This window comes from uncultured Paracoccus sp. (genome assembly GCF_945915435.1).
Taxonomy (GTDB): domain Bacteria; phylum Pseudomonadota; class Alphaproteobacteria; order Rhodobacterales; family Rhodobacteraceae; genus Paracoccus.
On the sequence record NZ_CAMEFG010000039.1, the window covers coordinates 1 to 19,465 of the forward strand.

Below are 19,465 nucleotides of genomic sequence, written 5' to 3' on the forward strand. Positions count from 1 at the left end.
GCCACATGTCGCTGCTGCGCCGGGTCAGGTCCTGATAGGCGGGCATGCCCTTGCCCTTGCCCTGCGTCCAGACCAGCCCGAAATTGGCGCGAGCCGCGCGAAAATCGGTATCAGCCCCGTCCAGCACAAGAACCCGCTGGCCCTTGCGCCCCAGCCCATAGGCGATGGCGGCCCCCACGGTTCCCGCGCCGATGACGATCGCATCGAACTCTGCCACATCCTTGCTCCTCTGCTTGGTTGTCAGGTTAGACCGATTGGAATTATCATAACAAAGAGCGATATACGCTTTCGGTATTCCACTAGGTTATAGGGCGATCATGGCACGCAGCTACAGACAGCCGACATTGCGCCAGATCGAGGTCTTCAAGGCCGTGATCGAGACCGGCACGGTCAGCCGCGCAGCCGAGACGCTGCACATGTCCCAACCCGCTGCCAGCAAGCTTTTGTCGAACCTCGAGGCAGACACGGGGATAAACCTGTTCGAACGCCGTCGCGGCCTGCTGATCCCGACCGAGCGCGGCCAGCGTTTCTATGAAGAGGTCGACCGCATCTTTTCCGGGCTGGACCAGATCGCCATGGCGGTCGAAAACCTGCGCAGCGAAGAACATGGCCGGCTGACCATCGGCGTCCTGCCCGCCCTGTCGGGGCGTTTCATCTCGACCGTCATCCGCAGCTTTGCGCAAGCGCAACCCGATGTCTTCATTTCGCTTCATGCGCGCAGTTCGCAATTCCTCATCGACTGGATGCGCTCGGGCAAGGTGGATGTCTGCGTCGTCACGGGCCGGGTCGACGACCCTCATATCCAGACCGAGCCGATCCTGACCATGCCGATGGCCTGCATGCTGCCCCTCGATCACCCTCTTGCAGAGAGGCCGTCGATCAGCGTCGCCGACATGGTGGATGAGCCGCTGATCGCCTTCATGCACAGCAGCTATACGCGCCTGCGGCTGGAACGCGCCTTCGAGGCCGAGAACCGCATGCCCAGGGTCGTCACCGAAGCGACGACCGCGCAGAACGTATGCGAACTGGTGGCAGCGGGAATGGGCATCGCGCTGGTCCACCCCGTCTATGCCGAAACGGTCGAGGGGCGCGTCGTCATGCGCCCCTTCGCGCCCCCGAACGTGCTGGACTTCCAGCTTTGCCGCCTGCGCCACGGACGCAACCGCCGCCTTGTCACGGCCTTCGTCGATACCGTGCGCGCGACCGCCCAGGCGTTCGCGCGCGATGGCATCATCCCTCGATCAGGTCGGTCAGTTCGGTGATCCGGGGGGCCAGGTTCAACTCGCCCTCCAGTTCATATCCGTAATCGACCCTGTTGTTGCGCAGCCAGACCTGCCGCAGGTTGAACAGCGGCACGGCGCAGATTTCCTCGTGGATCAGGCGCTGCGCCTCGGACCACTGTTCAAGCTGCCTTTCGGGGTCGGCCTCGACCTTGGCCGCGTCGATCGCCTCATCCGCGACATCGCAATGCGAGAAGTTGGTGATCGCGGTCGGCTTTCCGACGATGGCGTCCGAGTGATAAAATTCCGTCAGGTAGGTGTCCGCGACCGGAAAGCGCGCCGCGCCGTAGAAGGTCGCCCCGCTCAGGTCGTTGCGGGTCATCTCGTGATAGGTCGGGTGGTCGACCACCTGCATGTCCAGCGTGATTCCCGATTGGGCAAGCTGCGCCTGGATGACCTCCATGATCGGCAACTGGGCGTTGTTGGCGGAAACAACCGATCTTATGGTGACGCCGTTTTCGAAACCCGCTTCAGCCAGCAAGGTCTGCACCGCCTCGGGATCATGGTCGTAGATCCAGGCGCTGCAATCCTCGCCCAGATAGCCCGAGGGCACGACCGAGCATCCCTTCGGGCCGACATCCTCGCCGACGAAACCCACGATCTCGTCGACATTGATCGCCCGCGCCACCGCTTCACGGACACGCTTGTCGGTCAGCGGCTCCATTTTGGTATTCAGATGCACGGTGCGATATTCGGCGGGCCAGAACACGTCCACCGTGGCGCTGTCGTCGCGGTCCCAGCGGTCGATCCATCGCTGTTCGCGCTTGCCGTAGATCAGGTCCAGTTCGCCCGAGGTAAAGGCCAGTTCGCGGCTGGCATCCGCCTGGATCAGGCGATAGACGATCTGGTCGATTTTCGGCGCACCGCGGAAGTAATCCTCATGCGCGGCGAAAATCACCTGCTGCTGGGTGTCGTGGCGCTGGAAGGCGAACGGCCCGGTCCCCACCGGATGGGTGCCGAAGCCCTGCCCCGCTTCCTCGGCAGCGGCCTTGCTGACGATATTGCCGCCGTGATAGTTCGCGACCAGCCCCAGAAAACCCGGCACGGGATTGGCCAGCACGATGCGCACGGTGTAATCGTCCACCGCCTCGATGGTCTCGAACGCCTCATAGGCGGCCGCGAAGCTGGACCGTTCGGGATCCTTCGCCCGTTCCAGCGAATAAACCACGTCCTCGGCCGTCAACTCACCCCAGTCTCCGTGAAAGCTGACGCCTTGCCGCAAGGTGAATATCCATTCGGTGCCATCCTCGGATGAAGTCCAGCTTTCGGCCAGATCGGGTTCCAGATCCTGCGGGTCCGCGCTGCCCGGAGGAAAGCGCACGAGACCGTTGAACACCCAGCTCATCGGTCCCTTCTCGCCCGTGGCCGAGGCGCGATGAGGGTCCAGCGTCTTGATCTCGGGGGTATTGATGCCGACCCGCAGAACCTTGTCCTGCGCAAATCCGGGGGACACCGATGCCAGCCCGACAAGCAGGGTCGTGGCAAGGGCAAGCTGTCTGGTGAGTTTCGTCATGGGATACCTGTCCTTTTTCCTGACCCATTTGGCGGTCTTGCATCCCATCCGGTCAAATAGCGATATTCCCAGCCGGTATTCTCATGGGTTATGGGCCGTCTTTCCCGGTTTGCGGACAAGGGCTTCGAAGACCGCGATGGTTTCGAAAACCCGCCCACCCGGCGCTGGGACTTGCCCCTATCCCCGCCCGCGATATGGCGGCACGCCCTGATCGGGGATCCAGACGCCTTCGGGCTGCGCGCCCGTCTGCCAGAAGACGTCGATGGGGATGCCGCCGCGCGGATACCAGTAGCCGCCGATCCGCAGCCAGCGCGGCGCGAGGCAATCGGCCAGCCGCCGCGCGATGGTGATCGTGCAATCCTCATGGAAGGCGCCGTGATTGCGGAAGGCGCCCAGAAACAGCTTGAGCGATTTCGATTCCACCAGCCAGTCGCCCGGCACATAGTCGATGACGATATGGGCGAAATCCGGCTGCCCCGTCATCGGACAAAGCGAGGTGAACTCGGGCACGGTGAAGCGCACGTTGTAGCTGACATCCGCCTGCGGGTTCGGCACCCGCTCCAGAACGGCGGCCTCGGGCGAGGCGGGCAGCTCGGTCTTGCCGCCCAGTTGCGTCAGGTTGCTGTAGATGTCGGACATGTCTCTTTCCCCTGGCGCCCTAGACGCCGCGTTGGTTTCCCCAGATCAGGACGTGTAGCTGCGGCAGGATGCGCGGGCGCAGCCAGCCCCGGCCCACCGTCGCCTCGACCAGCCAGCGCATCCGCGCGGCCAGCCCGCGCGGATCGACGGGCGTTTCGGGATCGCTTTCGGGATTGCCGGGCTGAAGGTAAAGCGGCAGGCCCGGATAGCGCGCCGCCGCACCGCGCGCCCATGCCAGGTCGCCCTCGTCGAAGATCACGATCTTGAGGCTGACCGGCGCATCCCCCGCGCGGGCCAGGCAGGCGTCGAACGCCGCCCAGTCCACCACCTGCCCGCTGGAGGGCGGCTTGGGCGACAGCACCAGCATGTCAAGATCCGCGAACCAGTCCCGCGCGACCGAGCCCTGGGTTTCGCAGGCGAAGGAATAGCCCCGCCGCCGGCCAAGCGCGATCAGCGGGCCGAAGTCCTGAATTGCCGGGTTGCCGCCGGAAAGCGAAACCGTCATCGGCGCACCGCCCGAAAGTTCCGCCAGCCGCCCCATCACCGCTTCCGCCGCCATCTCCTGCCAGCCGTGGCGATGGCGGCTTTCGACGGCGTGAAGGCTGTCGCACCATGAACAGCGATAATCGCAACCACCCGCGCGCACGAACAGCGTGGGTATGCCGATCAAGGCCCCCTCTCCCTGAATGGTGGGGCCGAAGATTTCCGCGATGCGCAGGCTCATGGACGGTATTCCGCCCATGTCTTGGGGGTCTCCGAGACCTTCACCGCCGTGACCTCGGGCCAGCGCGCCCGCGCCCATTCGTAGAAATGCCGGGCCATGTTCTCGGCTGTGGGCACCGCATCGAGAATGTCGTTCAGGTGGCGGTGGTCGAAATGGTCATCGATATAGGCCTTGAGCGCGGCCAGATCGTGATAATCGCGCACGAACCCGTCCGCGTTCAACGTGGATGAGGCCAGTTCGACCACCACGATGTAATTGTGCCCGTGCAGCCGCGCACATTGGTGTTCGGGCGGCAGATGTTCCAGTTGATGCGAGGCCGAAAAGGCGAATTCCTTGGTGATACGAAACATCAGTCAGCCTCCTGCGCGGCGATGGCCGCGCGCCAGAAATCGGGATCCGCATAAGCGGTCGGGTCGGGAACGCGGGCCAGGTGGAAGGCCTCGCGCCGCTCGACGCAGGTGCCGCAGCGCCCGCAATGCAGATCGCCACCTTTATAGCAAGACCACGTCCGCGCGAAAGGGGTGCCCGCCCGCGCGCCCTCGGCCACGATATCGGCCTTGCTGCGATGGACGAAGGGCACATGCAGCGTCACATCGGCATAGCCGTCCAGCGCGGCGCGCTGCATCGCCGCGAAGGCGTCGGTGAAGCCGGGGCGGCAATCGGGATAGATGAAATGATCGCCGCCATGCACGGCGGTGGCGACCGCATCGTCGCCATTCGCCGCCGCCACGCCAAAGGCGATGGCCAGCATGATCGCATTGCGGTTGGGCACCACGGTGATGCGCATGGTGTCCTCGGCATAATGGCCGTCCGGCACCTCGATATCGTCGGTCAGCGCCGAGCCGGTCAGCGCGCTGCCGACAGTCCGCATGTCGATCAGGTGAAACGGCACCGCAAGCCGTTCGGCGGCATCACGGGCAAAGCGCAACTCCTTGGCGTGGCGCTGGCCGTAGTCGAAGGCGACGATCCGCGCCAGCGCGCCATCCCGCGCAAGGATATGCGCCAGCGAAACGGAATCGAGTCCACCCGAGCAGACGAGTGTGGTTTTCATGTTCGGAACCCTTGTTTTGATGACCGGGTAGGCTGCGACCGGTATGCGGGGCTGATAATGCCCCTCGCCGCGGAAGGCAATGCGCCGCTGTGGGATTGCGGCGGTTTCGTCCCGCTGCTTCAGGGCCGAAGCGCCAGCGCCTCGATCTCGACCAGGAATTCGGGACGGGTGAAGCCGGTGACGATCAGCAGGGTCGAGGCGGGCTTGACCGCCAGCCCGGCCACCATGCGGTCGCGCACGGCCATATAGGGGGCCATGTCCTCGCGCCGGGTGACGAAGGCGGTGAAGCGCAGCACATGGCTGAAATCCGCCCCCGCCTCGGTCAGGATGGCGCGGATATTGGCAAAGCAGATCTCGGCCTGCGCCTCGACGCCCGCCGGGACCGAGCCGTCGGCCGCCAGCCCCAACTGCCCCGAGGTCGCAATCAGCCCGCCCGCCAGAACCCCGTGCGAGTAATTGCCGAAAGGCGCGGATATGCTGGAAGGGGCAAGCGATTTCATGGTGTTCCCTGTTCTGTAAGCCCGCAGCGCGACAGGAAAAGCTGCGTGGCCTCGTTGATGATGCGGGTGGCGTCCAGCGGCTGGCCTTCGGGCGCGCCGGTCAGGACGCGGGCCTGCGCCTCGTATTCGGCATAATGCTGGGTCACCGCCCAGATGTTGATCTGGAACAGCAAGGGATCGACCGGGGCGATGCGCCCCTCGTCGATCCAGGCGCGGATGACGGCGCTGGCCTCATCGACCGAGGCGCGAAGCTGGTCCCAATGGGCGGGCATATGCGGCACGCCGCTGGCGATTTCGTTGGCGAAAAGGCGCGATATTTCAGGGTGTTCCAAGGCATGTTTCAACTTGCGTCGAATATAGCTGGTGATGACCTCGCGCGGGTCGTCGCTGGAGGGGCCGAGAAAGAAGATCTCGCGCCATTCGCTGACGATATGGCCCAGAACCTCTTGATAAAGCGCCTCTTTCGAGGCGATGTAATAGTGAAGCTGCGCCTTGGTGATCCCGGCGCTTTGGGCGATCATCTGCGTCGAGGTCCCGGCAAGGCCGCCCTGCGCGAATTCGCGGATCGCGGCATTGCGGATCGCCTCGCGCATTTCCTGGCGTTTCTTCTGCGCGCGGGTCATGGTCCCCTCCGGCAAGGACCGGGCGGCGCGGGCCGCCCGGCTTGGGTTCATTCGCCCGACAGGGCGTCCTTGATGTCCAGCCCGTGACCCTTGTTGACGAAGCGCGTATCGGCGACCTTTTCCAGATCGACGCTGCCTTCCTCAAGGATCTTGCTGGCGACGGCCAGTTCGTAGAATTCGCGGATGCGGTCCTCGCTCAGCGCGCCGATGCCGTTTTCCAGCGCCTCGCCGGAATCGATGATGTCCAGTTCCTCGAACTGGGCCATCTCTGCCTCCAGCTTCTCGACGGTCATTTCGGGATTGGCCTCGATGATCGCGGCATAGGTGGCGCTGCGGTCGCCATAGAGGAAGTTATACCAGCCCTCGATCGAGGCATCGACGAAACGCTGCACCAGTTCGGGATCGTCGTCGATCACCTGCTGGCGGGTCTCGATGGTGGCGCCGTAGGTGCTCCAACCTTCATCCGCCAGAAGAAAGACGTCCACCTCGGCACCCTCGGCGCGGGCATAGACCGGCTCGGCAGTGCCGTAGGCCTGCTGCACGACGGCCTTGTCGCCAAGGAACTGCGCAAGGCTGTAGTTGTAGGGGCGAAGCTGTTCGTCGGTGAAGCCCTTAGCCTCGACCATCCATTGCCAGAAGCTGAACTGACCATCCCGGCCCATCAGCACGGTCGGCGCCTCGGCCATCGCGGCGAAATCGGCGTATTGGTCCTTATGGGCCATGATCGCCTGCGGGTCCTTCTGGTAGAAGGCGGCGACGACGGTGGTGGGGATGCCGTTACGCACATTGTCGAAGGACAGAAGCAGGTTGCCCGTCACCAGAAAATCCAGCCGCCCGGCGGCCAGCATGGGGCGGGTGTTGACCTGCGGCCCGCCAGGATGGATTTCGACCTCCAGCCCGTATTTCTCATAGGTGCCGTCGATCAGCGCCTGGTAAAAGCCGCCGTGGCCACCCTGCGCCAGCCAGTTGGTGCCCAGCACCACCTTGTCATTCGCCCATGCGGCGGTCGAGGCCATCAGCCCCGCAAATGCCCCGAGGGCAGCGATCTTCCTGTTCACGCGGTCTCTCCTTGTTGGGTCGTCTTGTCCTTGCGGGCCATGTCGTCGCGCCAGCCGCGCGTCTTGCCCGGATTCATCAGGCCATAGGGGTCGGCCTGCATCTTGAAACGGATCTGGGCATCGTCGATCTGCTTCATGCCGCCGTCTTCGATGGTCACGACATGGGGGTCGAAAATGGTGCAGCCGTCCGTCTGTTCCAGTTCCGCGATCAGGCGATACATCTCGTCCTTGCCGCGATAACGCACCAGCGGCAGGGCGAAGATCTGGATTTCGCCGTCCATCCGCGCCATCTCGTGATGCCAGAAGATTTCATCCCCGTAGCGCGCCATCTGGCGCATGACCAGATCGGGATCGAAGGGGCGCGGATAGGCGACTTGCAGATAGGTCCAGCCCTTGTCGGCCTTGAGCGCCTGCAAGGTCGTATGGTTCCAGCCGCATTCATAGGCGGGTTGCAGCCCGGCGGCGCGGATTTCCGGCTTGGTCATGGCAAAGGAAATACGGCCACCCATCGCCTCGGCCTCGGCCGTGAAGCGGGCCATTTCGCCGGGCGCGACCATCGCGAACACCGCATCCCGGTCGGCGGGGAAATACGCGCCGAACTTGCCGTAATAGGGGGCAAAGCGACGTTCCACCGTGGTCAGAAGGTAGCAATCCAGCCCCTCGGCCTGCGCATGGGTGGCAAAGCGCAGCGCGGCATCGTAGCCGTCGAACAGCGCCGCCGTATGGACCCATTCGGTCGCGCGGGTCAGCGCAAGGCCCAGTTCGACCACGATACCGTTGGTGCCATAGGCGTGCTGGACCTTCTGGATGTCGTCGCCGTGCAACTCGATCACCTGCGGTTCCGGCTCGACCGTGATCACCTTGGCATAGGTCACATTGCCCGGATCGCGCAGCATCCCGTGCCGCAACGATCCGATCCCGCCGGACCCCCCCGCGATGAAGCCGCCGATGGTCGCCATCTGGCGGGTCGAGGGATACATGAGCAGTTCCTGCCCGCTCTCTCGCGCCGCGTCGTCCAGCCGCGAAATCCGCGCCCCGGCCTGAACCCGGACATGGCCGGGGGTGATTTCCAGTACCTTGTCCAGCCGCGTCAGGTCCATGATGACGCCGCCTTCCAGCGGAACGCATTGGCCGTAATTGCCGGTGCCGCCGCCGCGCAGGGTCAGCGGCAGGCCGTGACGCGCGATCAGCGCAGCCACGCGGATCACCTCGTCTTCGCTTTGCGGCACCACGACCAGATCGCCCAGCTTGTCCTTGAGTTGGTCGTTCAGGATCGGGCTATACCAGAAGTAATCGCGCGAGCGCGCCTCGACATGCTTGGGGTCGTCGTGAAAGCGGATGCCGTCCAGCGCGGCCTTGAAAGCGTCGATATCGGGGGTCATCCCAAGTCTCCTGTCTGCGGCAGGACGTGGCCGTCGCGCCAGATTTGCCTTGCCGCGCCGGGGCGGCTGACCAGTTCGGCCAGATCGGCGGCATCGTGCCGGATGAAGGATGCCGGGCCGCCTTCCCTGATTTCGGTGCTGCCGCCCATCCATACGGCGGGGCGGGTGGTGACGGCATCCAGCCAGCCCTCGGGCGGCAGATGGCCCGCGACCACGGCCAGCCGGAACACATCCGTCAGGTCGTAATCGCCATAAGGATAGAACCCGTCCCGCACATTGTCGGACCCGATCATCACCGCCATGCCCGCCTGCGCGGCCTCTTGCAGGGGCGCGAGGCCCCGCAGGCGCGGCGTCCGGCCAGTGCTTGCGTCTTGCAGATAGCTGTTCGCACCCGGCAGGACGGTCAGCCCGACGCCCGCCCTTGCGGCGCGTTCCAGCAATCGGGCCACCTGATCCGGTTCGCGCACCGACAGCGAACAACAATGTCCGCACAGCACACGGGTCCCCATGCCGCGCGCCTCGGCCTGTGCCACGATTGCGTCGAAGCCCTGCGCCTGCGCCTCCAACCCCTCATCGACGTGGAAATCGAGGTTGAGGCCGTATTTCTCGGCCAGATCGAAGACCGCCGCGACTTTCGCGGGCAGGTCGTCGTTGCGATAGACGAAGGCGCCAAGGATGCCACCATCCGCGCGCAGCCGGGCGGCGATGGCGGGGCCGATCTGGGGCAGCACATCCAGGGGCGTCAGCGAGGCAAGCTGCAACCCGATCCGTCCGCGCCATTCCTGCGCCAACTCGCACAGGATCGGCCATGCCAAGGGCGCCTCGGCCCCGTGCCAGTCGACATGGCTGCGCATCAGGGCGGTGCCGTGATGCCATGCGCGGGTCAGCGCCAATAGGGCGCGGGCGCGGATATCGTCACCCGTCCAGCGGGTCGCATCATCCGCCATCATCTCGATGGCGTCGAACAGCGATTCCGCCCGGCGGGGCATCCGCTGAATCGTGAAGGTCTTGTCCAGATGGGTGTGAATATCGGCCATGAGCGGCGTGATCAGCCCGCGGCCCTGCCCAACCGCAGGCCGTAATGGATCAACCTGCCCGGATGACGGGCGCAACGCCGTGATCCGCCCGCCCTGATGCGTCAGATCCCACGCGCCCACCCGCCCGGCGATGGCGATGCCCGTCAGCGTGGCGGGGGTCTGCCCGTCCATCCCCTAGCCCTCGCGCCGGATTTCGCTTTCGTGCCAATGCCCAAGCACGGCGCGCGACAGCCACGAAGTGGCCAGGAAGATCACGATCCCCAGAAGCGAGACCAGGAACAGCGCCGCGAACATGCGCGGGATCTCGTTGCGGAAGCTGGCTTCCAGAATGCGCGAGGCAAGGCCGGTGTTCTGCCCGGCGGTGCCCGCGACGAACTCGGCCACGACCGCGCCGATCAGTGCCAGCCCGCCCGCGATCTTCAGCGCGGCCATGAAATAGGGCAGCGCCGAGGGGATCAGCAGATAGCGCAGCCGCTGCCACGGCGTCGCGCGGTAAAGGCTGAACAGGTCGCGCAGGTTGTGGTCCGCGCTGCGCAGCCCGATGGCGGTATTCGACAGGATCGGGAAGAAGGCCACGATCCACGCGCAGATCAGCAGCGCGGCGAAGGTGTTGCTGACATAGATCAGGATCAGCGGCGCGATGGCGATCACCGGCGTCACTTGCAGGATGACGGCGAAGGGAAACAGGCTCATCTCGACGGGCCGCGACAGGGCGAAGACCATGCCGAGCGCGACGCCCCCGATGATCGCCAGACCCAGCGACATCAGCGTCAGCCGCACGGTGAAGCCTGCGCTTTGCATCAGGCTGGACCAGTCGCGCACCAGCGTCTGCGCGATCAGGCTGGGCGCGGGGATCAGGTAATGCGGCACCTCGTTGAACCAGACCAGAAACTCCCACAGCGCCAGCGCCGCGATGATGGTGACGATGGGCAGGACGACGCGCAGCCGCCGCTCGCGCCGTTCACGGGCGATGCGGGGGTCGGTCATCGGGGCGGGAACGGTGGGATCAGTGGTTGAGATCGACATGGCTCAAGGTCCCTTCCAGGGCGTCGCTGACCAGACGGCAGTTCTGGCTGTATTCCGGTGTCATCCGATAGGCGGCATTGCGTGGATAGCCGCCCGGCAGCGCGATGTCATGCACGACCCGCCCCGGACGCGCCGCCATGACGACGACGCGGCTGGAGAGATAGACCGACTCGAAAACCGAATGGGTGACGAAGACGACGCTGAGACCGTGGTTTTCCCACAGCGACAGAACCTCATCGTTCAGCTTGGCGCGGGTCATTTCGTCCAGCGCGGCAAAGGGCTCGTCCATCAGCAGAAGCTTGGGCCGCGTCACCATCGCCCGCGCGATGGACACCCGCATCTTCATCCCGCCCGACAGCTCGCGCGGATAGGATTTCGCGAAATTGGCAAGGCCGACCATCGCCAGCGCCTCTTCGACCCGCGCGCGGGCATCAGTGCGGCGCAGGCCGTGCAGCTTCAGCGGCAGGAAAACGTTGTCGAAGACCGTGGCCCAGGGCATCAGCGTGGCTTCCTGAAAGACATAGCCGATGTCCTCGCCATCCGCGCTGTGCCCGGCGGGATGGCCGTTCACCACGATCTCGCCCTGCGACGGCGCAAGCAGTCCCGAGATCATTTTCAGCGCCGTGCTTTTGCCGCAGCCCGAGGGGCCGAGGAAGCTGACGAACTCGCCCTTGCCGATAGTCAGCGACATGTCGCGCAGCGCGACGGTGCCGTTGGCGAATTGCTTGCTGACGTCGCGCATCTCGATCAGCGCGGGGGCTTGCGTGCGGTTCTCCATCGAGTCAGCCTTTCGCCTTTTGCAGCCAGTCGGGCGGCAGGGCGTCGATCTCGGCCATCGCCTCGACCAGCCGGGCCACGGCGAAATCCAGCGTTGCCCGACCCTTTTCGGCGGTCGCCAGATGCGCCTCGCCGCAGGCGCCTTCGGTGTTCAGGTCCTGCGTCTTCCAGCCGGGTTTCGCCGGGCGGCCAAGGCCCAGATAGGTGAAGCCTTCGTAAAGGTCCTGACCGCGCGAACGGAAATCGCGCGCCTGCCCCATGTCCACGTTGTCGGGGTCCAGCGCCAGCATCACCGAGGTTTCCATGTCGCCCGCATGGATGCCGTGGGTGCGCTCGGTGGGCGAATACAGCCCCTCGGGCATTCCGAAGCCGAACCAGTTGACGGCGAAGACCATCATGTCGTGGTCGATGCGCAACTGCCGCGCGACGATATCCATGACCGGAATATTGCCGCCGTGACCGTTCAGCAGCACCATCTTGCGCACCCCCGCCCGCGCGACGCTGGCCCCGATCTCGCACAAAACCCGGATCAGGGTTTCGGCGGTAAGGGTCAGCGAGCCGGGGAAGTCGATATGTTCGTCGCTCTTGCAGACGGATTGCGTGGGCAGGAACAGGGCCGGGCTGTCCTCGGGCAGCGTCCGGGCCAGCATCTGCGCGACATGGGTGACGGTGCAGGCATCGACCGACATCGGCAGGTGGGGGCCGTGCTGCTCGATGGCACCGATGGGCTGGACGGCGATCAGCCGCCGGTGGTCCAGCGCCGCGAATTCGCGACGGGTATGGTCGGCCCAATATCGTTTCATGGGTGTTTTCTGTCCCCCGGAACGTGATGTTTTCCGGCCTGTTCGCGTCAGCCCGTCGGTGCAAGCATAGGTAATGTCATAGCAATCGGTCAAACTATTTGGTAAGTTTTCTGTCAAGACCCGGAAATGACTGAATTCATGCGGCGTCTTGCCCGATTGACACCCGAATCACCTTGCAGGAGAGCATCGACATGACCCGAATCGCCATTCTCGGCGGAGGACAGGCCGGCGCCGCGCTGGCGATCAAGCTGCGCGCCCTGGGCCATGACGGTCCCATCACCCTGATCTGCGGCGAGGACGATTTCCCCTATCAGCGCCCGCCCCTGTCCAAGAAATACCTGCTGGGCGAGATGACGCGCGAACAGCTTTATCTGCGCCCCGCGCAGTTCTATCTGGACAACGACATCACCGTGATCCGGGGCCGCCACGCGACCGGGATCGACCGCGAAGGCCGGCGCGTGCTGATCGGGGGTGAGGCGATCGCCTATGACATGCTGGCGCTGACGACCGGATCATCGGCCCGCCGCCTGCCCGAGGCCATCGGGGGCGATCTGCCGGGGGTGCATGTCGTACGCTCGCTGGCCGATGTGGACCGCATGGCGCCCGAGTTCCAGCCGGGCCGCCGCGCGCTGATCGTCGGCGGCGGCTATATCGGGCTTGAGGCCGCGGCGGTGGCGGCAAAGCTGGGCCTTGACGTTTCGCTGGTGGAAATGGCCCCGCGCATCCTGCAAAGGGTCGCCGCACCCCAGACGGCGGACTACTTCCGCGACCTGCACCGCGCCCACGGCGTCGATATCCGCGAGGGCGTGGGGCTGGGCCATCTGACCGGCGGGGACGAGATCCTTGCGCATTTCGCCGACGGCACCGAATGCCGCGCGGATTTCGTCATCACTGGCATCGGCATCGTGCCGAACGATACGCTGGCCCTTGAGGCCGGGCTGACCTGCGACAACGGCATCGTGGTGGATGCGCAGGGCCAGACCTCGGACCCGCATATCTGGGCGGCGGGCGATTGCGCGCGGCTGCCTTACCGGGGCCAGATGATCCGGCTGGAAAGCGTCCAGAACGCCATCGACCAGGCCGAGGCGGTCGCGGCGAACATGCTGGGCAAGGGGCAGGATTACGTTCCGAAACCGTGGTTCTGGTCGGATCAGTATGACGTGAAATTGCAGATCGCCGGGCTGAACACCGGCTATGACCGCGTGGTGATCCGCCCCGGCGCGAATGACGCCAGCCGCTCGCACTGGTATTTCGCGGACGGCGAATTGCTGGCCGTCGATGCGATGAACGACCCGCGCAACTACATGATTGGCAAGCGGCTGATCGAGGCCGGACGCTCGCCCGACCCCGCGCTGGTCGCCGATCCGGGCAGCGACCTGAAAGCCTTGTTGTAACCTCAAGGCTGGCGGCTGACCGCCGATTTCACCCGCCGGATCGGGATCGAGCTTTCGATGCTGGACACGCAGGCCAGCCGGGTCAGGCGGCTGGTCAGAAACGCCTCGAACCCCGCCAGCCCGTCGGTCGCCACGCGCAGCAGATAGTCGCGGTTGCCGGTCATCAGCCAGCAATCGACCACCTCGGGGAAAGTCTGGATCGCGGCCTCGAACTCGGCCAGCGCGCGGTCCACCTGCCGGTCCAGCCGCACCGAGACGAAGACCGAGACCGGATAGCCAAGCGCCGCCTCGTCGATCAGCGCGGCGTAGCCCACGATCACGCCCGCCGATTCCAACGCGCGCACCCGCCGCCCCACCGGCGTCGGCGACAGTCCCACGCGGTCGCTGAGTTCCTGCAAGGGCATCCGCCCGTTGTCGCGCAAGAGGCGCAGGATCCGCAGGTCGAGATCGTCAAGCTTGGCGCTTTCCACCATTAATTTCCTGTTTCATGGCCGAATACGTCAAAACCAAGCCATATCCGGCCCGAAAACGCAAGGACATGCGCGCCGATCCGGGCCATTCTGACGCCCGGACGACGCCAGAGGAGACCGCCATGCCCGCAACCCATCTGAAAACCATCGAACAGCGCCTGCTGTGGCTGTCTCATTGGATGATCCACAACGCCAACCACCTGCGGCCCAAGGTGGACGGCATCAAGATCGGCGGACATCAGGCCTCCTGCGCCTCGATGGTGTCGATCATGACGGCGCTGTATTTCAGCGCGCTGCGCCCGCAGGACCGCGTGGCCGTCAAGCCCCATGCCGGGCCGCTGTTTCACGCGATGCAATATCTGATGGGCAACATCACCCGCGACAAGCTGGAAAACTTTCGCGGCTTCGGGGGCGTGCAAAGCTATCCCTCGCGCACCAAGGACGTGGACGACGTGGATTTCTCGACCGGCTCGGTCGGGCTGGGGGTGGCGATCACGTCCTTTGCCTCGATCGTGCAGGATTACATCGCGACCAAAAGCTGGGGCGCGGACCTGACCCCCGGACGCATGATCGCGCTGATGGGCGATGCCGAGATGGATGAGGGCAATATCCACGAAGCCCTGCAAGAGGGCTGGAAGCACGATCTGCGCAATACCTGGTGGGTGATCGACTATAACCGGCAATCGCTGGACGGGGTGGTGCGCGAAGGGCTGTGGAACCGCATCGAAAAGCTGTTCAGCGCCTTCGGCTGGGACGTCGTGCGGGTGAAATACGGCGCGCTGCAACGCGCGGCCTTTACCGAACCGGGCGGCGAGGCGCTGCGCCAATGGATCGATTCCTGCCCGAACGCGCTTTATTCCGCGCTGACCTTCAGTGGCGGTGCGGAATGGCGCAAGCGCCTCTTGGACGACCTTGGCGATCAGGGCGAGGTCTCGGCCCTGATCGAGCGGCGCAGCGACCCCGAACTGGCCGCGCTGATGGAGAACCTCGGCGGCAATTGCGTTCAGACGATGGCCGATGAGTTCGCCGCCATCGGCCACGACCGCCCGGTCTGCTTCCTCGCCTATACCGTCAAGGGCTGGGGCACGCCCATCGCCGGGCACAAGGACAACCACGGCGGGCTGATGACCAAGGCGCAAATGGCCGGTTGGCAGGCCCATATGGCCGTGCCCGAGGGGCAGGAGTGGGAGCCTTTCGCCGCCGTCGCCGACCCCGGCGGGCTGCGCGATTTCCTGTCCCGCGTGCCCTTCTTCGCCGCTGGTCCGCGCCGCCACGACACCCCCCGGATCGACGTTCCCGCGATGCCCGCGCCCGAAGGCGGCGAGGTCTCGACTCAGGCGGCTTTCGGCAAGCTGCTTGACGATCTGGCGCGGGGCGACAGCGAGCTGGCGCAGCGGATCGTCACCGTCTCGCCCGATGTGACGGGGACGACCGGGCTTGGTCCCTGGGTCAACCGCCGCAAGCTGTGGGCGCGGCAGGCGCGGGCGGACCTGTTCCGCGCGCAGAAGATCCCCTCGACCGCGAAATGGGACTTCGCCCCCGAGGGCCAGCATATCGAACTGGGCATCGCCGAGATGAACCTGTTCCTGCAACTGGCCGCGGCGGGCCTTGCCGGGCCGCTGTTCGGCAAGCGGCTGCTGCCGGTGGGCACGGTCTACGACCCCTTCGTGTGCCGGGGGTTGGATGCGCTGAACTATGCCTGCTATCAGGACGCGCGTTTCCTGATCGCGGGCACGCCCTCGGGCGTGACGCTGGCGCCGGAAGGGGGCGCGCATCAGTCGATCTCGACCCCGCTGATCGGCATGGCGCAGGACGGGCTGGCCAGTTTCGAGCCCGCCTTCGCCGCCGAGCTGGCCGCCATCATGGGCTGGTCCTTCGACCATATGCAGCGCGAGGGCGAGGGGACGGACCCCCGCACCTTGCTGCCCGATGCGCGGGGCGGCGCGGTCTATCTGCGGCTGACGACCCGGCCCATCGAGCAGGCCACCCTACCGCCGGGCTTCGCGCAAGGTGCCATCGACGGCGCTTATTGGCTGCGCCCGCCGGGGCCGAATTGCGAGGTCGTCATCGCCTATCAGGGCGCCATCGCCCCCGAGGCCATCGCCGCAGCGGCCCGCATCGCCCAAGGGCGCCGCGACGTGGCCGTGCTGGCCGTGACCTCGGCCGACCGGCTGCACGCGGGCTGGATGGCGGCGCAAGGCGCCCGCCGCAAGGGCGGCCGCGCGTCCTGCGTAGCCGAGACGCTGTTGGCCCCCCTGCCCCGGCATTGCCATCTGGTCACGGTGATCGACGGCCACCCGGCAACGCTTTCATGGCTGGGGGGCGTCGCGGGGCACCGCAGCATCGCGCTTGGGGTCGAGCATTTCGGCCAGACCGGCACCATCGGCGACCTTCACCGCCATTACGGCATCGACACGGACGGGATCGTGGCCGCCGTCTCGGCCATGACCGAGGGGCCGATACTGGCCTGATGCCGCCCCAACATTACGCAATTGCAATGTCGGGGCGAGGTCCTTGTCAGGTTCGGGGTTCATATATGGTGCATAACCTGGACAGAAACGGAGAAGACAGATGCCTCATTTCCTCAGCCCGCTGAAAGCCGCGACCGTCGCATTGCTGGCCATGTCCGGCGCGGCACTGGCCGACAGCGAAGAGGTCGCGCTGATGCGATCCGCGCAGCAAAGCCTGGCCGATGCCATCGCGGCGGCCGAACAGGAAACCGGCGGCAAGGCCATCGAGGCCGAGTTCGACGAAGAGCGCGGCATGGGCTATTGGGAAATCACCACCGTCACCGAGACCGCCCGCTTCGGTCTCAAGCTGGACGCCAACAGCGGCCAGATCGTCGAGCGGAGCGAGCGGACGATCAACGTCCCCGCCATGCCGCAGGCGGATCTGACCGAACTGATCGCGCAGGCCGAGGCCGACGGCAATGGCCGGGTGATGTCGATCGACGCCGAACATCGCGGCGGTTCGCTGATCGGCTATGAGGTCGAGATCGTCGGCGCGGACGGGCGGGTGCTGGACTACTTCCTGAACCTTGCCGATAATTCGCTGACGCCGGACGACTAGGGCCGGTCCCTTCCGCCGAGGTATCATGCGCATTCTGGTGATCGAGGACGACGCGACGACCGGCGATTACATCGCGCAGGGCCTTCAGCAAGAGGGCCACACGGTCGAACTGTCGCGGGGCGGACGCGACGGGCTGATCGTGGCGCAGACGCATGACTTCGACGTGCTGGTGGTGGACCGGATGCTGCCCGACCTGGACGGGCTGTCGCTGGTGCGCACCCTGCGCGCGGCCAGGAACCTGACGCCCGCGCTGTTCCTGACCGCGCTTGGCGGCGTCGATGACCGGATTGAGGGGCTGAACGCGGGCGGCGACGACTATCTGGTCAAGCCCTTCGCCTTTGGCGAGCTTTCGGCCCGGCTGAACGCGCTGGCCCGCCGCCCGCAGATGCGGCAGGCGACGGTGCTGTCGGCGGGCGATCTGCGCATGGACCTGATCGCGCGCAGCGTCACGCGCGGGGATCAGGCCATCGACCTGCTGCCGCGCGAATTCGCCCTGCTGGAATGCCTGCTGCGCCGCAAGGGCCGGGTGCAGACCCGGACCATGCTGCTGGAAGCGGTCTGGGACCTGAATTTCGACCCGCAGACCAATGTGGTGGAAAGCCATATCTCGCGGCTGCGGGCCAAGATCGACAAGCCTTTTGATACCGAGATCATCAGGACCGTGCGCGGCGCCGGCTACCGGATCGACCCGTGACTGGCCGGCGCGCGATCCTGCGCAAGGCACCCATCTGGCGCGCGATCCTGCGCACGACACCGATGCGGCTGACCCTGCGCCTGGCGCTGGTCTTTACCCTGATCAGCATCGCCGGTTTCGGCGCGACATGGTGGCTGGCCGACCGCGAATTCCGCGAGGCGGTCGAAGAGACCCTGGAACAGCGCATCGAAAGCCTTGCGGGTGCCGGGGATGCCGATGCCATCGCCCGCGCCGTCTTCGACGCCGCCCGCCGCACCGATGGCGAGCATATGATCCTGCGATACGACCGCGGCGCGCTCAGCATCGGCAATTATCGCGGCCCCCTGCCCGAGGGCAGGCTGCGCGAGGCGCTGCTGGAGGACGATGACAACGACGTCGAGGGCAGCTATCTGCTGCTGACCGAGCAGGCCCGTGGCGGGTTGCTGACCGCCGGGCAAGAGGCATCGGCCCTGCGCAACCTGCGCGAGGCGTTCCTTCAGGTGCTGGTATTCACGCTGCTGCCCACGATCCTGCTGGCGGCTCTGGGCGGGGTCGTCATGGCGCGGCGCGCCGCCCGGCGTTCCGCCGCCATCGACGAGGCGCTGGCGCGGCTGACCGGGGGCGATCTGTCCGCCCGTGTGGCGCAGGTGCCCGGACCGCCCGACGACCTGACCCGGATCGGGGCGGGGCTGGACCGGCTGGCAGCGGCGCAGGAGGCATCCGTCTCGGCGCTCAAGCAGGTCTCGGCCGATATCGCCCATGACCTCAAGACGCCGATCCAGCGCCTGTCCGTGCTGCTGGAGCAGGCCGCCGCCCGCGCGCCCGAGATCGCGGAACTGGACAAGGCGCGCACCGAGGCCGAGGGCATCGTCGCCACCTTCCACGCCCTTTTGCGCATCGCCCAGATCGAGGGCGGCAGCCCCCGCGCCCGCTTCGCCCCGGTGGATCTGGGCGCGCTGGCCCGGACCCTGGCCGAGGTCTACGAACCCGCAGCCGAGGAATCGGGCCGCCGCCTGGCCTTGACGCTACGCGACGCCGCATGGGTCCAGGGCGACCGCACCCTGCTGGGGCAAGTGCTGGCCAACCTGATCGAGAACGCCCTGCGCCACGGCGCGGGTCCGGTCGAACTGACGGTCGAAGGCGCCACGATCACCATCGCCGACCACGGCCCCGGCATTCCGCAAGCGGAACGCGAGCCGGTGCTGCGCCGCCTCTATCGCCTGGACCGCAGCCGCTCGACGCCCGGAAACGGGCTGGGGCTGGCGATGGTCGATGCCGTCGTGAAGCTGCACCAGGGCCAGCTTGAACTGCACGACAACCAGCCGGGCCTGAAGGTGACCGTCAGGCTGGAACGCGGCAAGCCACCTGCCAGCGGCGTCGCATAAATGACACAGGACAGCTTCCGCCTTGCCCCGGCGCTTCCCCGGCCCGCGATGCAGGAATATG

At 66.0% G+C, this 19,465-nt stretch carries 21 protein-coding genes; 6 read left to right on the plus strand and 15 right to left on the minus strand.

The features are described from left to right. On the minus strand, positions 1-217 hold a 217-nt coding region (locus Q0O97_RS12865), incomplete at its 3' end, for an FAD-dependent oxidoreductase (RefSeq protein WP_294929860.1). A gap of 100 nt (positions 218-317) precedes the next feature. Here Q0O97_RS12865 and Q0O97_RS12870 point away from each other — a divergent pair. Further along, positions 318-1,262, plus strand: coding sequence for a LysR substrate-binding domain-containing protein (locus Q0O97_RS12870; RefSeq protein ID WP_294929863.1), 945 nt, complete (start codon positions 318-320; stop codon positions 1,260-1,262). On the opposite strand, the gene Q0O97_RS12875 is transcribed toward Q0O97_RS12870, so the two are convergent. The 13 genes from Q0O97_RS12875 to Q0O97_RS12935 all read right to left on the minus strand — a co-directional run bounded on the left by Q0O97_RS12875 (position 1,231) and on the right by Q0O97_RS12935 (position 12,413). Continuing rightward, positions 1,231-2,793: an ABC transporter substrate-binding protein gene (locus Q0O97_RS12875; RefSeq protein WP_294929865.1), complete on the minus strand. Its 1,563-nt coding sequence runs from the start codon at positions 2,791-2,793 to the stop codon at positions 1,231-1,233. The two genes, Q0O97_RS12870 and Q0O97_RS12875, sit on opposite strands and share 32 nt — an antisense overlap. Before the next feature lie 177 nt (positions 2,794-2,970). After that, positions 2,971-3,432: a preQ(1) synthase gene (gene queF, locus Q0O97_RS12880; protein ID WP_294929868.1), complete on the minus strand. Its 462-nt coding sequence runs from the start codon at positions 3,430-3,432 to the stop codon at positions 2,971-2,973. Between the two features lie 19 nt (positions 3,433-3,451). Then, entirely contained in the window at positions 3,452-4,156 is a 705-nt protein-coding gene (queE, locus tag Q0O97_RS12885) for a 7-carboxy-7-deazaguanine synthase QueE (RefSeq protein ID WP_294929871.1), read from the minus strand. Next, positions 4,153-4,506: a 6-carboxytetrahydropterin synthase QueD gene (gene queD / locus Q0O97_RS12890; protein WP_294929874.1), complete on the minus strand. Its 354-nt coding sequence runs from the start codon at positions 4,504-4,506 to the stop codon at positions 4,153-4,155. The genes queE and queD overlap by 4 nt, the downstream gene beginning before the upstream one ends. Further along, complete coding sequence (gene queC, locus Q0O97_RS12895) at positions 4,506-5,207, minus strand: 7-cyano-7-deazaguanine synthase QueC (protein ID WP_294929877.1); 702 nt, start codon at positions 5,205-5,207, stop codon at positions 4,506-4,508. The genes queD and queC overlap by 1 nt, the downstream gene beginning before the upstream one ends. Positions 5,208-5,326: 119 nt before the next feature. Further along, positions 5,327-5,707 (minus strand): RidA family protein, encoded by a 381-nt coding sequence (locus Q0O97_RS12900; protein WP_294929880.1) that lies wholly within the window; start codon positions 5,705-5,707, stop codon positions 5,327-5,329. After that, positions 5,704-6,330, minus strand: a complete 627-nt coding sequence (locus Q0O97_RS12905) for a TetR family transcriptional regulator C-terminal domain-containing protein (RefSeq protein WP_294929884.1) — start codon at positions 6,328-6,330, stop codon at positions 5,704-5,706. Before Q0O97_RS12905 ends, Q0O97_RS12900 begins: the two co-directional genes overlap by 4 nt. 47 nt (positions 6,331-6,377) lie before the next feature. Continuing rightward, positions 6,378-7,388 carry an ABC transporter substrate-binding protein gene (locus tag Q0O97_RS12910; RefSeq protein WP_294929887.1) on the minus strand — a complete coding sequence of 337 codons (1,011 nt, stop codon included), beginning with the start codon at positions 7,386-7,388 and terminating at the stop codon, positions 6,378-6,380. Beyond that, positions 7,385-8,770: an FAD-binding oxidoreductase gene (locus Q0O97_RS12915; RefSeq protein ID WP_294929890.1), complete on the minus strand. Its 1,386-nt coding sequence runs from the start codon at positions 8,768-8,770 to the stop codon at positions 7,385-7,387. The genes Q0O97_RS12910 and Q0O97_RS12915 overlap by 4 nt, the downstream gene beginning before the upstream one ends. Further along, positions 8,767-9,978: an amidohydrolase family protein gene (locus Q0O97_RS12920; RefSeq protein WP_294929892.1), complete on the minus strand. Its 1,212-nt coding sequence runs from the start codon at positions 9,976-9,978 to the stop codon at positions 8,767-8,769. Before Q0O97_RS12920 ends, Q0O97_RS12915 begins: the two co-directional genes overlap by 4 nt. A gap of 3 nt (positions 9,979-9,981) precedes the next feature. After that, complete coding sequence (locus Q0O97_RS12925; protein ID WP_294929895.1) at positions 9,982-10,833, minus strand: ABC transporter permease; 852 nt, start codon at positions 10,831-10,833, stop codon at positions 9,982-9,984. Further along, a complete protein-coding gene (locus tag Q0O97_RS12930; protein ID WP_294929898.1) occupies positions 10,814-11,611 on the minus strand; it encodes an ABC transporter ATP-binding protein in 798 nt (265 codons plus the stop codon). Before Q0O97_RS12930 ends, Q0O97_RS12925 begins: the two co-directional genes overlap by 20 nt. A gap of 4 nt (positions 11,612-11,615) precedes the next feature. Continuing rightward, positions 11,616-12,413 (minus strand): creatininase family protein, encoded by a 798-nt coding sequence (locus Q0O97_RS12935; protein ID WP_294929901.1) that lies wholly within the window; start codon positions 12,411-12,413, stop codon positions 11,616-11,618. A gap of 191 nt (positions 12,414-12,604) precedes the next feature. On the opposite strand from Q0O97_RS12935, the gene Q0O97_RS12940 reads away from it, so the two are divergent. Then, complete coding sequence (locus Q0O97_RS12940; protein ID WP_294929905.1) at positions 12,605-13,807, plus strand: FAD-dependent oxidoreductase; 1,203 nt, start codon at positions 12,605-12,607, stop codon at positions 13,805-13,807. A gap of 2 nt (positions 13,808-13,809) precedes the next feature. Here the strand turns inward: Q0O97_RS12940 and Q0O97_RS12945 are convergent, their stop codons facing one another. Next, positions 13,810-14,280 (minus strand): Lrp/AsnC family transcriptional regulator, encoded by a 471-nt coding sequence (locus Q0O97_RS12945; protein WP_294929908.1) that lies wholly within the window; start codon positions 14,278-14,280, stop codon positions 13,810-13,812. A gap of 119 nt (positions 14,281-14,399) precedes the next feature. Between Q0O97_RS12945 and Q0O97_RS12950 the strand changes: the two genes are divergently transcribed. The 4 genes from Q0O97_RS12950 (at position 14,400) to Q0O97_RS12965 (ending at position 19,404) form a co-directional block, all read left to right on the plus strand. After that, positions 14,400-16,748 (plus strand): transketolase, encoded by a 2,349-nt coding sequence (locus Q0O97_RS12950; protein WP_294929911.1) that lies wholly within the window; start codon positions 14,400-14,402, stop codon positions 16,746-16,748. 100 nt (positions 16,749-16,848) lie between these two features. Next, on the plus strand, positions 16,849-17,346 hold the full coding sequence (locus Q0O97_RS12955) for a PepSY domain-containing protein (RefSeq protein ID WP_294929914.1): 498 nt from the start codon (positions 16,849-16,851) through the stop codon (positions 17,344-17,346). 25 nt (positions 17,347-17,371) lie between these two features. Beyond that, on the plus strand, positions 17,372-18,040 hold the full coding sequence (locus Q0O97_RS12960) for a response regulator transcription factor (protein ID WP_294929917.1): 669 nt from the start codon (positions 17,372-17,374) through the stop codon (positions 18,038-18,040). Continuing rightward, positions 18,037-19,404 carry a HAMP domain-containing sensor histidine kinase gene (locus Q0O97_RS12965; protein ID WP_294929919.1) on the plus strand — a complete coding sequence of 456 codons (1,368 nt, stop codon included), beginning with the start codon at positions 18,037-18,039 and terminating at the stop codon, positions 19,402-19,404. Before Q0O97_RS12960 ends, Q0O97_RS12965 begins: the two co-directional genes overlap by 4 nt. The last annotated feature ends 61 nt before the right edge of the window (positions 19,405-19,465 follow it).